At 66.4% G+C, this 14,224-nt stretch carries 12 protein-coding genes; 8 read left to right on the top strand and 4 right to left on the bottom strand.

The window, feature by feature from the left end; translation table 11 throughout:
- From ACYZGB_RS16380 to ACYZGB_RS16355, 6 genes are all read left to right on the top strand, one after another.
- Positions 1-214, top strand: a 214-nt coding sequence (locus ACYZGB_RS16380; protein ID WP_462389785.1) for an EAL domain-containing protein, incomplete at its 5' end; no start/stop codon positions are given.
- Complete coding sequence (locus ACYZGB_RS16375; protein ID WP_462389784.1) at positions 211-2,724, top strand: EAL domain-containing protein; 2,514 nt, start codon at positions 211-213, stop codon at positions 2,722-2,724. The genes ACYZGB_RS16380 and ACYZGB_RS16375, both read left to right, overlap by 4 nt.
- A 203-nt stretch (positions 2,725-2,927) precedes the next feature.
- Positions 2,928-4,139 (top strand): FAD-dependent monooxygenase, encoded by a 1,212-nt coding sequence (locus ACYZGB_RS16370; protein ID WP_462389782.1) that lies wholly within the window; start codon positions 2,928-2,930, stop codon positions 4,137-4,139.
- Positions 4,140-4,466: 327 nt separating this feature from the next.
- Complete coding sequence (locus ACYZGB_RS16365; protein ID WP_462389780.1) at positions 4,467-6,389, top strand: PrkA family serine protein kinase; 1,923 nt, start codon at positions 4,467-4,469, stop codon at positions 6,387-6,389.
- A 170-nt stretch (positions 6,390-6,559) separates the two neighbouring features.
- Complete coding sequence (locus tag ACYZGB_RS16360; RefSeq protein WP_462389779.1) at positions 6,560-7,825, top strand: YeaH/YhbH family protein; 1,266 nt, start codon at positions 6,560-6,562, stop codon at positions 7,823-7,825.
- Entirely contained in the window at positions 7,822-9,453 is a 1,632-nt protein-coding gene (locus tag ACYZGB_RS16355; protein ID WP_462389777.1) for a SpoVR family protein, read from the top strand. The genes ACYZGB_RS16360 and ACYZGB_RS16355 overlap by 4 nt, the downstream gene beginning before the upstream one ends.
- Before the next feature lie 93 nt (positions 9,454-9,546).
- On the opposite strand, the gene ACYZGB_RS16350 is transcribed toward ACYZGB_RS16355, so the two are convergent.
- Positions 9,547-9,915, bottom strand: coding sequence for a MerR family transcriptional regulator (locus tag ACYZGB_RS16350; RefSeq protein ID WP_462389776.1), 369 nt, complete (start codon positions 9,913-9,915; stop codon positions 9,547-9,549).
- Positions 9,916-10,011: 96 nt separating this feature from the next.
- Here ACYZGB_RS16350 and ACYZGB_RS16345 point away from each other — a divergent pair, with 96 nt between their 5' ends.
- Positions 10,012-10,512 carry a hypothetical protein gene (locus tag ACYZGB_RS16345; RefSeq protein ID WP_462389774.1) on the top strand — a complete coding sequence of 167 codons (501 nt, stop codon included), beginning with the start codon at positions 10,012-10,014 and terminating at the stop codon, positions 10,510-10,512.
- Here ACYZGB_RS16345 and ACYZGB_RS16340 read toward each other — a convergent pair.
- Positions 10,478-11,662, bottom strand: coding sequence for an MFS transporter (locus ACYZGB_RS16340; RefSeq protein ID WP_462389795.1), 1,185 nt, complete (start codon positions 11,660-11,662; stop codon positions 10,478-10,480). The genes ACYZGB_RS16345 and ACYZGB_RS16340 overlap by 35 nt on opposite strands.
- Before the next feature lie 692 nt (positions 11,663-12,354).
- Between ACYZGB_RS16340 and ACYZGB_RS16335 the strand changes: the two genes are divergently transcribed.
- On the top strand, positions 12,355-12,717 hold the full coding sequence (locus ACYZGB_RS16335; protein ID WP_063462535.1) for an MliC family protein: 363 nt from the start codon (positions 12,355-12,357) through the stop codon (positions 12,715-12,717).
- A gap of 100 nt (positions 12,718-12,817) precedes the next feature.
- Here ACYZGB_RS16335 and ACYZGB_RS16330 read toward each other — a convergent pair whose 3' ends face one another.
- Together ACYZGB_RS16330 and ACYZGB_RS16325 are read right to left on the bottom strand one after the other, a co-directional pair.
- Positions 12,818-13,354: a hypothetical protein gene (locus tag ACYZGB_RS16330; protein ID WP_462389772.1), complete on the bottom strand. Its 537-nt coding sequence runs from the start codon at positions 13,352-13,354 to the stop codon at positions 12,818-12,820.
- A complete protein-coding gene (locus tag ACYZGB_RS16325) occupies positions 13,338-14,165 on the bottom strand; it encodes a DUF6502 family protein (protein WP_462389770.1) in 828 nt (275 codons plus the stop codon). Before ACYZGB_RS16325 ends, ACYZGB_RS16330 begins: the two co-directional genes overlap by 17 nt.
- Positions 14,166-14,224: the final 59 nt, after the last annotated feature.

The raw sequence follows: 14,224 nt of genomic DNA, 5'->3' as shown, positions 1-14,224 counted from the left end.
CATCCTGGCGCTGGCCAAGAGCTTGGACCTGGAGGTGGTGGCGGAGGGGGTGGAGACGACGGGGCAGCTGAGCTTTCTGCGGCTGCACGGGTGTGAGGGGTTCCAGGGGTATTTGTTTGGGCGGCCCACCCCCATGGATATATTTTTGCGCGAACAGCAGCTGGGCCTGATGTCGCAGCCCCTGGTGGCCGTGCCGGAAGGGCGCAAGCCATGAGCAGCGTCGGCATCCTGTGGGTGGACATCGACACGCAGCATGCAGCGGCTGCGCGGCGGCTGATTGCCGAGCGCTACCCCGACTGGCGCGTGGTGAACAGCCCCACCCCCGAGACCGCCATGGCGCCCCTGGCCTCGCAGGCCTGGGACGCTGTGGTGATGTGCCTGCGGCCATCCGAGCAGGAACTGCCCGGCCTGCTGGAGCTGTGCGCCGGCCGCCCGGTGCTGATGTGCATCGACGCCACGCAGGAGGCGCTGGCCGCGCGGGCTTTTCGCTGCGGGCTGGGCGACTACGTGCTGCGCGAACCCGATGACGTGTCGCACCTGAGCGAGCTGCTCAACCGCCTGGTGGCCCTGACACAGAACGCCAAGGGCCAGGGCCAGCCCGTGCGCATGGTGGACGCCCGTATCTGGCAAGAGGCGCTGACCATGCTGCAAGAGCAGCGCACGGCCCTGCAGGCTACGTTGGCCAGCATGAGCCAGGGCATCTTCAAGACAGGGCCCGACGGCCGCATCACCGTCTACAACCAGCGGGTGCTGGAGCTGCTGAGCCTGCCCGAATCGCTGATGGCGATGCGCCCCACACTGGCCGACCTGACCCGTGTGCAGGCCGAGCGCGGCGACTTTGGCGAGGGCTACAGCCTGGTGGACCGGCGCGGGCACGACTATGTGGCTCAGGGGGCGGCGGTCGCTGCCCCGGCGCTTTACTGGCGCACCACGCGCGATGGCCGCACGTTCGAGGTGCGCACCACCACGCTGGCCGACGGCAGCCTGGTGCGCACCTTTGCCGATGTGAGTGACTATGTGCGCGTCGAGAACGAGCTGCGCGAGAGCGAAGCCCGCTTCCGGTCGCTGAGCGACCTGTCCTCCGACTGGTACTGGGAGCACGACGCCGAAGGCCGCTTTGTGCAACTGGCGGGCGACCTGAGCGTGAACGGCATCCCGCTGTCGAGCGTGATGGGGCGCACCCGCTGGGAGATTGGCGCCCTCAACATGACCGAGGCCGACTGGGCCGCACACCGCGACCTGCTGGCGGCGCACCAGCCGTTTCGCGACCTGGAGCTGCAGCGGCAGCGTGCGGACGGCAGCATGCACTGGATTTCGGTCAGCGGCGTGCCGGTGTTCGAAGCCAACGGCGCGCTGCGCGGCTACCGGGGTGTGGGCCGCGACATCACCGAACGCAAGCAGGTCGAGAGCCAGATCGAGCGCCTGGCGTTCTACGACTCCCTGACCGGGCTGCCCAACCGCCGCCTGCTGGTGGACCGCCTGCAGCACGCCACACTGGCTGTGGCGCGTTCGGACAGCCAGGGTGCGCTGCTGTTCATCGACCTGGACAACTTCAAGGACCTCAACGACACCCTGGGCCACGACACCGGCGACCAGTTGCTGCTCCAGGTGGCCCAGCGCCTGAAGGCCTGCGTGCGCGAGTCCGACACGGTGGCCCGTTTTGGCGGGGATGAATTCGTGGTGTTGGTGGAAGGCCTCAGCCCCGATGCCGACCATGCCAGCGCCGAAGCCGCGCTGGTGGCCAGCCACATTGCCACCACGCTGGGCAAGCCCTATGTGCTGGGCGATGCCAGCCACCACAGCTCGCCCAGCATTGGCATTGCGCTGTTTGGCCAGCAGACGCTCAGTGTGGACGAGCTGCTCAAACATGCCGACCTGGCCATGTACCAGGCCAAGGCGGCAGGGCGCAACACGCAGCGCTTTTTTGACCCCGACATGCAGGCGGCGGTGAGCAACCGCTCGGCCCTGGAGGCCGACCTGCGCCGGGGGCTGCAGGAGAAGGAGCTGGTGCTGTACTACCAGCCCGTGGTGGATGGCAAAGGCCGCCTGCAGGGGGCCGAGGCCCTGGTGCGCTGGCGGCACCCGCGCCGGGGCATGGTGTCGCCGGCCGAATTCATCCCGCTGGCCGAGCAGACCGGGCTCATCCTGCCGCTGGGCCAGTGGGTGATGCAGGCTGCCTGCGCCCAGTTGGTGGCCTGGTCGCGCAACTCGCTCACGCGGCAGTTTTTCCTGTCCGTCAACGTGAGCGTGCGGCAGTTTCGCCAGCCTGATTTTGTGGAGCAGGTGCTGGGGGCGCTGGACGCCACAGGCGCCAATCCCGAGCGCCTCAAGCTCGAACTGACCGAGAGCCTGCTCTTGGCCGATGTCGAAGACATCATTGCGCGCATGGAGCACCTGCGCCGCTACGGCGTGGGTTTTTCGCTCGACGACTTTGGCACCGGTTATTCGAGCTTGAGCTACCTCAAGCGCCTGCCGCTGGACCAGCTCAAGATCGACCAGAGTTTTGTGCGCGACCTGCAGACCGACCCCAACGACGCTGCTATCGTGCGCACCATCCTGGCCCTGGCCGACAGCCTGGACCTGGGCGTGGTGGCCGAGGGCGTGGAGACCACGGGCCAGCTCGAATTCTTGCAGCGCTACGGCTGCAAGGCCTTCCAGGGCTACCTGTTTGGCCGCCCCATGCCACCCGAGGTGCTGGAGCGGGCGTTGCGGCCTGCGCTATGACAAAGGCCACCTCTCCGTTGGGCGCCACAATCAGCACATGACATTTGACCCCCACGCTCCCCACTTCGTGTGGTCGCTGCCCCCCGAGGGGGCCGTTTTTCATCTTGGGGCGGCCCGGCGATGAAAAATTGCCCCCACGCTCCCCACTTCGTGTGGTCGCTGCCCCCCAGAGGGGGCGCTTTTCATCTTGGGGCGGCCCGGCGATGAAAAAGCAGGTGTTGGTCGCCGGTGGCGGCATCGGCGGCTTGGCTGCTGCGTTGGGCGCCTCGCGCGCGGGCTGGGATGTGCGGCTTTACGAGCGCGCTGCTGCGTTCAGCGAAGTGGGTGCGGGTGTGCAGATCGGGCCCAATGTGGTGCGCCGCCTGCAGGCCTGGGGGTTGCAACAGGCGCTGCAGGCGGTGGCGGCTTTCCCCAGCCGCCTGCAGGTGCGCAACGCCGTGAGCGGCCGCGAGCTGGCCGTGCTGCCGCTGGGCCCCACGGCGGTCGAGCGCTATGGCGCGGCCTACGCCACCATCCACCGCGCCGACCTGCATGGCCTGCTGCTGCAGGGGCTGACGCAGGGCACCGACGCGCAGCTGCATCTGGACCATGCCATCGACCGCTATACCGACAACGGCGAAGTGGTCACCGTGCGCACCAGCCGGGGCAAGGAGGTGGAGGGCGATGCGCTGATTGGCGCCGATGGCCTGTGGAGCCGCACCCGCACCCAATTGCTGGGCGCCATGCCACCGCGTGTGACGGGCCATCTGGCCTACCGCGCCCTGGTGCCGCAGCAGGCGCTGCCCGAGGGGCTGCGCACCACCCAGGTCACGGCCTGGCTGGGGCCACGCCTGCATGCGGTGCAATACCCCGTGCGCCGGGGCGAGCTGCAGAACATCGTGGTCATCGTGCAGGGCCCCGCGCCGCAGGACCTGGAGAACTGGGATCACGCCGCCAATGCCTCTGGCCTGGACCACGCGCTGCAGGGCACCTGCACCGCCCTGCAGGACCTAGTGCGCGGTGTGAGCGATCACGCCCCGGCGGGCTGGCGCCTGTGGCCGCTGTGCGACCGCCCGCCCGTGCGCGCTGCCGACGAAATGGCGCGCGGCCTGGTGGGCCTGCTGGGCGATGCTGCCCACCCCATGCGCCCTTATCTGGCCCAGGGCGCGGGCATGGCGATCGAGGACGCCGCCGAGCTGCAGCGCGCGCTCTCCATGCACGACCTGGAGGTGCCACTGCGCCTCACGCGTTACGCCCTCAACCGCTGGCAGCGCAACGCCCGCGTGCAGGCTCGCTCCATCCGCAACGGGCGCATTTTTCATGCCACGGGGCCAGTGCGTTGGGGGCGGGATGGGGCGCTGCGCCTGCTGGGTGAGCGCTTGCTGGATGTGCCCTGGCTGTACAGGGGCGATGGTGCTGGCGCCAGTGCGCTGTGAGTGCTTGGTGACGGGCAGGGCTGCGGCGCGGGCCCTGTTGGAAGCATCCGGTTCAGGGCGCTTCTGAGCCTCTGAACAGCCCCCGCAGGTTGTCAGGACATTCCCTATCCGGGGCAACCCGTGCAGGCCGCGCGCAGGGTGAACTTTGTGCAGTATGCCGCGCTCTACCGCAGTGTGTGCAAAGCACCAAAAAGGCAACGGATGTGACCACGAATTTGCTGTTCAAGCGCAGGCCGTGGTGCTACAAAGAGCCAGGCCGGTAGCGATTCCCACTGCAACACCGTGGCACTTCCCGAGCCCGCCGGGGGTGCCGCCACAGGAGGTCGTATGGATGCCATCAGCAATTTCGCCGCGCGCTACGCACGTAGCCGCGAAGAGGAAATGTCGATTGACGAGTACCTCGCCGAGTGCAAGCGCGACCCGATGGCGTTTGCCACGGCCGCACAGCGCATGCTGGCCGCCATTGGCGAGCCCGAAATGGTGGACACGCGCAACGACCCGCGCATGTCGCGCCTGTTTGCCAACAAGGTCATCAAACGCTACCCCGCCTTTGCCGAGTTCTACGGCATGGAAGACTCCATCGAGCAGGTGGTGAGCTTCTTCCGCCATGCGGCGCAGGGGCTGGAAGAGCGCAAGCAGATCCTCTACCTGCTGGGCCCCGTGGGCGGCGGCAAAAGCTCGATTGCCGAGCGGCTGAAATACCTCATGCAGAAGGTGCCGTTCTATGCGCTCAAGGGTTCGCCGGTCAACGAGTCACCTTTGGGCCTGTTCGATGCGATGGAGGACGGCCCGGTGCTTGAAGAGCAGTTCGGTATCCCCCGGCGCTATCTGCAGCGTGTGCTGTCGCCCTGGGCCGTGAAGCGGCTCGAAGAGTTTGGCGGCGACATCCGCCAGTTCCGGGTGGTCAAGCGCTACCCCAGCATCATGAAGCAGGTCGGCATCGCCAAGACCGAGCCGGGCGACGAGAACAACCAGGATATTTCCAGCCTGGTGGGCAAGGTGGACATCCGCAAGCTCGAAACCTATGCCCAGGACGACACCGACGCCTACAGCTACAGCGGCGGCCTGTGCCTGGCCAACCAGGGCCTGCTCGAATTCGTGGAAATGTTCAAGGCGCCCATCAAGGTACTGCACCCGCTGCTCACGGCCACGCAGGAGGGCAACTACAAGGGCACGGAAGGTTTCGGCGCCATCCCGTTTGACGGCGTGGTGCTGGCCCACAGCAACGAGAGCGAGTGGAAGGCGTTTCGCAACAACAAGAACAACGAGGCGTTTCTCGACCGCATCTACATCGTCAAGGTGCCGTATTGCCTGCGCGTGAGCGAAGAAACCCGCATCTACGAAAAGCTCATCCGCGAGTCGTCACTGGGCAATGCGGTGTGCGCGCCGGGCACGCTCAAGATGATGGCGCAGTTCGCCATCCTCACGCGGCTGAAGGAGCCCGAGAACTCCAGCATCCTCAGCAAGATGCAGGTGTATGACGGCGAGAGCCTGAAGGACACCGACCCGCGTGCCAAGAGCTACCAGGAGTACCGCGACTACGCGGGTGTGGACGAGGGCATGACGGGCATCTCCACCCGCTTTGCGTTCAAGATCCTCTCAAAGGTGTTCAACTTCGACAGCGCCGAGGTGGCTGCCAACCCGGTGCACCTGATGTATGTGCTGGAGCAGCAGATCGAGCGCGAGCAGTTTCCGGCCGAGCTGGAAACCAAATACACCGGCTACATCAAGGAGTTCCTGTCGCCGCGTTATGCCGAGTTCATCGGCAAGGAGATCCAGACGGCCTACCTGGAGAGCTACAGCGAATACGGCCAGAACATCTTCGACCGCTACGTGACCTACGCCGACTACTGGATCCAGGACAACGAGTACCGCGACACCGACACTGGCGAGGTGTTTGACCGGGGCGCGCTCAATGCCGAGCTGGAGAAGATTGAAAAACCCGCAGGCATCGCCAACCCCAAGGACTTCCGCAACGAGATCGTCAACTTCGTGCTGCGCGCCCGGGCCAACAACCAGGGCAAGAACCCGAGCTGGACCAGCTACGAAAAACTGCGGCTGGTGATCGAGAAGAAGATGTTCTCGAACACCGAGGAGCTGCTGCCGGTGATCAGCTTCAATGCCAAGGCCAGCGCCGAAGAAGCGCGCAAGCACGAGGATTTTGTCACCCGCATGGTGAACAAGGGCTACACGCCCAAGCAGGTGCGCCTGCTGTGTGAGTGGTACCTGCGCGTGCGCAAAAGCAGTTAGATATGGTGCAACCCTCTGAGTCGCTGCGCGCCTTCCCCCTTCTCTCGAATGGCTGCGCCATTCGGGAAGGGGGACGCAGCCAGCGCGGCGGGGCGGCCCTTGCGCGGCTGCCCGCGCGGGGGCAGGGGGCGGGCGGTGGCGGAGAGTCGTGGCCACACGAGGGCTGAAAAATGGCATTGCAAATCATCGACCGCAGGCTCGCAGGCAAGAACAAGTCCGTCGGCAACCGCGAGCGTTTTGTCCGCCGCTTCAAGGAGCAGATTGCGGACAGCGTGCGCCGCGCTGTCTCGCAGCGCGGCATCCGCGAGATCGAGCAGGCCGAGAACATCACCATCCCCAAGAAAGACATCGGCGAGCCCGTGTTCCACCACGGCCAGGGGGGCATCCGCGACATGGTGCACCCCGGCAATGCGGAGCATGTGCGCGGCGACCGCATCGACCGGCCCAAGGGTGGCAGTGGGCGCGGATCGCAGGCCAGCGATGGCGGGGAGGGCGAGGACGACTTCACCTTCACGCTGACCAAGGAAGAGTTCATGCAGCTCTTCTTTGAAGACCTGGCGTTGCCGCACCTGCTGCGCACCCACATCGGCGAGAACCCGCTGTGGAAGTCGCGCCGCGCGGGCTACAGCCAGGACGGCATTCCCAACAACCTGGCCGTGCTGCGCACCATGCGCGGCGCGTTGGGGCGGCGCATTGCGCTGGGCAAGTCCGCGCACCGCGAGCTGCTGGTGCTGCAGGCCGAGCTGGACGCCCTGCTGGCGCAGGACGACGGCACCAGCGAGGCCGTGGCCGCGCTGCAGCGCCGCATTGATGCGCTGCAGGTGCGCATCGGCCGCATCCCCTACCTGGACCCCATCGACCTGCGCTTTCGCGCCCGCATCCAGGTGCCGGTGCCCAACAGCCAGGCGGTGATGTTCTGCCTGATGGATGTCTCGGGCTCCATGGATGAGGCGCGCAAGGACCTGGCCAAGCGCTTCTTCATCCTGCTGTACCTGTTCCTCACACGGCACTACGAGAAGATCGACATCGTCTTCATCCGCCACCACACCCAGGCCGCCGAGGTGAGCGAGGAGCAGTTTTTCCACTCCACCGAAAGCGGGGGCACGGTGGTGAGCAGCGCGCTGGTGCTGCTCGACCAGATCATCCGCGCGCGCTACCCCACGGGCGAGTGGAACATCTACGTGGCCCAGGCCAGCGACGGCGACAACTTCACCAACGACAGCGGCAACTGCCGCAACCTGCTGGTGGACCGCATCCTGCCGCTGGTGCGCTACTTTGCCTATGTGCAGGTGGCCGAGGAAGAGCAGAACCTGTGGGATGAATACAGCCAGCTGCTGCCGCAGTTCTCGCACTGCGCCATGCGCAAGGTGTCGCAGCCCAGCGAGATCTACCCTGTGTTCCGCGACCTCTTCAAGAAGGAAGGGGTGCCGCTATGAGCAATATGGCCCAGTACCCGGTGCTGGAGCGCCGCATCCACGACAACCCGTGGAAGGCAGCTGCCGTGGGCGAGCGCCGCCACCATGCCGTGCCCGAGCAGCCCCTGCCGGCCGGGGCGCGGCCTGCCGAGCCGCTGCCCGACCCGAGCGACTGGACGTTCGACCTGATCGACCGCTACCACGCGGCCATCGCCGCCACGGCCGCACGTTTTGGCCTCGACACCTACCCCAACCAGCTCGAAATCATCACCGCCGAGCAGATGATGGACGCCTACTCCAGCGTGGGCATGCCGGTGAACTACCGGCACTGGAGCTATGGCAAGGAGTTTCTGGCCACCGAGCGGCGCTACCGGCGCGGGCACATGGGGCTGGCGTATGAGATCGTCATCAACTCCAACCCCTGCATCAGCTACCTGATGGAGGAGAACACCACCGCCATGCAGGCGCTGGTGATTGCCCACGCAGCCTATGGGCACAACAGCTTCTTCAAGGGCAACTACCTGTTCCGCATGTGGACCGATGCATCCAGCATCATCGATTACCTGGTCTATGCCAAGGACTACGTGGCGCAGTGCGAGGAGCGCTATGGGGCGGATGAGGTGGAGCGCCTGCTCGACTCGTGCCACGCGCTGGCCAACTTCGGGGTGGACCGCTACCGCCGCCCCTCCAAGAAAAACCTGGCGCGCGAGCGGCTGGAGCGCGCGCAGCGCGAGGCCTATGCCCAGCAGCAGATCAACGAGCTGTGGCGCACCTTGCCCGCACGCCCCGGCAAGGAGGATGCGGCGCAGGAACACAACCGCTTTCCGCAGGAGCCGCAGGAGAACATCCTGTACTTCATCGAGAAGAACGCGCCCCTGCTGGAGCCCTGGCAGCGCGAGATCGTGCGCATCGTGCGCAAGATCGCGCAGTATTTCTACCCCCAGCGCCAGACGCAGGTGATGAATGAAGGCTGGGCCACCTTCTGGCACTACACGCTGCTCAACACCCTGTATGACGAGGGCTACCTGAGCGACGGCGTGATGATCGAATGGCTGGGCTCGCACACTAACGTGGTCTTTCAGCCGCCTGTGGGCCACCGCGCCTACAGCGGCATCAACCCCTATGCGCTGGGCTTTGCCATGTACCGCGACATCCAGCGCATTTGCCAGAACCCCACGGCCGAAGACCGGCACTGGTTCCCCGACATCGCGGGCACGCCCTGGCTGCCTGCGCTCGACCATGCCATGCGCAACTTCAAGGACGAGAGCTTCGTCGGCCAGTACCTGAGCCCGCACCTGATGCGCGAAATGCGACTGTTTGCGCTGCACGACGACGCCAGCCAGGGCGACCTGGTGGTCAGCGAGATCCACGACGAAAACGGCTACCGCAACCTGCGCCAGATGCTGTCGCAGCAGTACGACCTGGGCACGCGCGAGCCCAACATCCAGGTGTGGAACGTGAACCTGCGCGGCGACCGCAGCCTGACCTTGCGCCACACCCAGTACCAGAGCCGCCCGCTGGCCGACGACACCCAGGAGGTGCTGCGGCACGTGGCCCGCCTGTGGGGTTTTGGCGTGCAGATCGAAGGGGTGGACGCCTATGGCAACCACCCGGTGCTGCTGCATGTGGTGCCTGCGCCTGCGGCATGAGGCCACAGGCGCTTTGTTTGCTATATATTTAATAGCTATTAAGGCAATATGGGCGCGCGGTAAGCCCTGTTTTTATTCAAATTTCTGATCTGATCAAGCGGTGTGGAGGCCCCGGGCGTGCAGCGGGCAGTCGGTGGCCACGCGCTCGGCCAGGGTCTGGCGCAGGGCCTGCAGCGCCGCAATGCGTGCGTCGATCTCGCCCAGCTTGCTGGCCAGCACCTGGTTCAGCAGCGGGCCGGGTTCGGGGGCGTCCCAGATGCTGGGCAGGCGGTCGCCAATCTCGGCCAGCGTAAAGCCCAGCTGCTGCGCCGTGCGGATGTACTGCACCAGCGTCACCACCTCGGGCGGGTAGTCGCGGTAGCCATTGGCCAGGCGCCGCGCGCGGATCAGGCCCTGCTGTTCATAAAACCGCAGCGCCTCGCGGCTCAGGCCCGAAGCCGTGGCCAGTTCTCCAATCAGCATCGCGTGCTCCCTCCACAACGTCACAAAGTGCTTGACCCTGAAGCGTACTTCAAGGTGGAAGCTCGGGGCCTCATTGATTCACAGAGGTTTCTTGTTATGCACATCCCCGCCTTGCCCTCCGACCGTTATCTGCGCATCGTGCGTGCCAGCGGCTGGTACGACCTGCTCGTCACCTGGCCGTTTGCCCTGCCCTGGACCTTTGCCTGGCTCTACGCTCAGCTGAACCTGCTGGCCCAGGCACTCGGCTTGCCCGGCACGCTGCACCCGCTTGACACCACCCACATGCTGCTGGCCAACCTGCTCGGCTCGGTGGTGGTGGTGTGGTCGGTGGCGCGCATCGTGGCACCTTCGCTGCTGCTGGGGCGGCTGGATGGTGTGGCGCGCTTCTTGTTTGCCACGTGGCAGATCTACGCCGTGGCCCATGGGGCCAATGCCATCGTGCTGGGCTTTACCGCGTTTGAGCTGGTGTTTGGCGTGCTGCAGTGGTGGCGCGTGCAAGGTGCAGGCATGGCCCTGTGCCCGCCGGGTAACGCACCGGGCAACACGCGGGGCAATGTGCGGCTCAGTGCGCAGGGGCCGGTGCGGGCAGACACCTGAAGGCGATGGTGCCTGCCGCCAGCATGCCCGCAATGGTCAGCATCACGGCCACATACGGGTCCAGCCCCCGCGCGGCGGCCAGCGAGGCGGCCAGGCCCGTCACCCACTGCATCAGCGCCACGCCCAGAAACAGCGCCATCGTGAACACCGCCATGGCCCGCCCGGTCATCGCGGCCGGGTAGGACGAGCGCACGTCGGCGTACTGCAGCACCATGTAGCCCGACAGCAGGCCCACGGCAATCGAGCCCGCCACGTCCAGCCATTCGGCCTGCAACAGGCCGATGGCCACAAACAACCCGGCCAGCAGCAGCGTGAAGCCCACCAGCCAGCGCCTGCGCCGCCCGGGCCCGGGGTCGATGCGCCCGAAGTAGGCCGGGGTGAACAGCGACACCAGCGACGAGAGCATGGCCACGTTGCCGCTGGCCACCAGGCTGTAGCCATGCCGCTCGATGAGCAGCGGCCCCAGCCACAACCCGCGCAGCGTGAGGAACGATGCATAGGTCATCAGCCCCAGCAGCATGATGCCGGCCGTGTGCGGCAGCAAAAACAGCGCACCAAAGCCGCGCACTGCGGCACCGACCGATTCGCGCGGCAGTGTGCTGTGTGCAGGCTGCGCGGGCTCGTGCACCTTCCAGAAGATCAGCAGCCAGGCCAGTGCAGCCAGCCCCGCCAGCACACCAAACCCCATGCGCCAGGACGACTGCTGCACCAGCCAGGCCAGCGGTGTGCCGGTGAACAGCATGCCCAGCCCACCCACGCCCATGGCCACGCCCGACACCATCGCAAACCGGCTGGCCGGAAAGTAGCGCGCAATGAATACCGTGCACACCAGAAAGGCGGGTGCGCAGCCCACACCAGTCAGCACCTGGCCCAGCAGCACCCCGCCATAGCTGGGCGCGAGTGCCGACAGCAGCGCACCCGCAATGGTGAGCGGGAAGGCCACCAGCAGCGTGCGCCGCACGCCATACAGGTCGATGCCGACACCCATGAACAGCTGCATGGTGCCGAACGCAAACGCGAAGGCCCCGGCAAACACCCCCAGCGCCTCGGCCGACAGCCCGAACTCCGCACGCAGCCCGGTGGCCATGATGGCCGTGATGGTGCGAAACGCCTGGCTCAGCGCAAAACCCGACACCAGCGCCAGCAGCATGGCCCAGGCGGCGCGGGATGAAAGAAGCGGGGCGGGTGGCGGTGTGGGCAGGGCGGTGGGCACGGGTGTGTGTCTCCAGGGCAGAAGTCAGTGGCTGCTGGCACGGGGGCACCGGCCGCAGGGCTCTGCGAGGTTACCTGCACCAGGTGAAGCGGGCTGTCGCCCAGGGACCGGCGGGGCGCGGCTGGGTGGGCGCGCAGGGGGGCGTGGAGCGGTTTCCTAGGGTATGTCCCAGTCCCGTCCCCATACCCCACCAAGGCAGTCGGGCGTTGCAGGTTTTGATCCGCCTATGCTTGTAATCAAATGTTTTTTACAGTATTGGATCTTCTGATGCGATCAATTCAGCCCGGCCCTGGGGCTTGGGCGACCGTCATGAGGGCGCCACAGGGCGCGGGCAGACTTTAGAGGCAGCTCTCGATGTGGGGAACACCCCAATGACGGGGCTGCGGGGCCTGGGGCACCCTTGGGGTCATGTGCTGCGCCGGGTGTTGTTCACGGCTCTGGAATCGCTGGTTTCGGTCTCTCGCAAGCAGGATGGCGCAGGCAGTGGGTGGTACCAGATGAATGGCAAGGTTTGTGCTTAGGTGGCTGGCAGGGGCTTTTGAACAGGCCCTGGTGGCCGGTGGCCACAAACCGTTGGATGGATGTTGTCGGGTGCGCCCCAGGGTGCGCCGCGATGTCAGGAGTGACCGATGAAGACGATGGTTTTGCTGGGTTCGGGTGCGTTGGCCACCCTTTTGTTGTCGGGCTGCGCAAGCCAGCCCCCGGCCATGCAGGCGTTCAGCGCTCCGGCAGACGGCAACAGCATGCAGTACGCCTGCGGCAACGGCGAGAAGGTCGAAATGCAGTTCTACCCTGACCAGGGCCGCAGCGTGATGCGCCGCAGTGGCTGGACGGTGGAGCTGCCCCGGCAGGTGGCAGAAACCGGCTACGCCTACAGCAACGGCCCCACCACGGTGCTGGGCAAGGGCAACGAGCTGACCATCCAGATTGGCCATCTGGCACCGATCTGGTGCCGCAGCAACCGCTCCATGATGGTGGCCGAGATCAAGTAACAGGGCTTTCTCTTTTCACCTCCCGGCCGCTGGCCGGTGGGTCAGGTTCCAAGGGCCTGCGCAGTGTGGCTGCGCAGGCCCTTTTCCGTTTCAGGCCGTTTCAGGGCGTGCCCGGTGCGCAGGCCTCGGGGGCCGTGGCAGCGGGGCGCTGCTCCAGGGTCAAGGGCGCAATCAGGTGGTTGCCCTGGGCATCCCGCACGGTGACGGCCACTTCGCGGCTGCTGTCGGCGCGGGTGTCGCTGAACTGCAGGCGCATCTCGGCGGCCACGGTGCGGGTCTGCACCTGGCCATCGGCCAGTTCCGTGGTTTCCAGGGTGCCGTTCAGCACGGCCAGGCCGGTGGCATCGATCTCCCACGGGCCGGTGAACACAAAGTGGCGGCAGGTGACGGTCAGCTCCACCCGCTCGTTCTCCAGCCGCAACTCGGTGCTGCCGCAATGCTGCGCGCAAGGGGCGCCAACGGCGAAGCCACTGCCCGAGAAGCCAAGCACACCGTTGATGGGCCCGGTGCCCGTGCCCCCGGTGCCGGGCCCGCAGGCGGCCAGCACCAGCAAGGTGGCGGCTGTGGCCAGCAGCCGGGCCATGAGCCGGGCCGTGAGCCGGGCCGTGTGGGCCCAGAGTTCAGGAAGGACGTTCATCTTTGTCTGCGGCATAGAAGTAGCTGCCAAAGCGGGCGCGCCGGTTGCGCTCGCCGGGCGGGGTGTTTTTCTGGTCGTGGTCGTAGCGGGCCTGGGCCTCGGTCATCACGGTCTTGAAGGCCTGGCGCCAGGCCTTGGCGGCCACCACGTGCAGGCGGTGGGCGGATTCTTCGCTGAGCTGGTCCACGAACACGGCCTGTTCCAGGTAGTTGTGCTCGTCCTGCAGGTTCAGGCTGGCGGCGGCCAGGTGGTCGTGCAGGTTCTCCTGCATCAGCTGCGCCATCTCGGCAAAGCCCTGGCGCGGCACAAAGCCCGTGGCCAGCAGGCGGATCTGCCCATCCTCGCCTTCTTCGGCCATGCCCAGGCGCACCAGCTCGTCGAGCACGGCGCGGGGCCGCACATCGCTGCTGATGCTGGCCACCAGGCCGTCAAAGTGCGGGGGCTCGCCGCTGCGGGGCAGGGGGCGGGGTTGGCCCTCGTCGTCCAGGCAATCCGTCTGGCTCAGCCAGCGCGCGGCGACCTGGCTGGCCATGTTCAAGGGGGTTTCGCCCGCTTCTTCTTCGGCGGCAGGTTCGGCCAGGCGGCCCAGGTTGCGCACATCGCGCCGGTGCACGCCCGACATCAGGCTCACCGCGCTGTCGGTGGCCTTTTTACCTGTGCGCTGCAGCTCGTCATGCGCGGCGTCCAGAAACACCTTCTTCATCGCCGCTGCAAACGCGGGGTAGGCCACGCCGTTGCGCAGCAGCAGGCGCGCCAACGGGCGCAGCACGTGCAGGGCAGAGGCCAGAACGATGGCAGAGCGGGAAGGCATGAAAACAGAACCGGCGCGCGGTGGGTGTCAGGGTCAGGCTGTGATTGTCATCTGGTTGA

It is taken from the genome of Acidovorax sp. Q11, from assembly GCF_054950075.1.
This window is presented reverse-complemented; position numbering and strand designations above follow the sequence as displayed.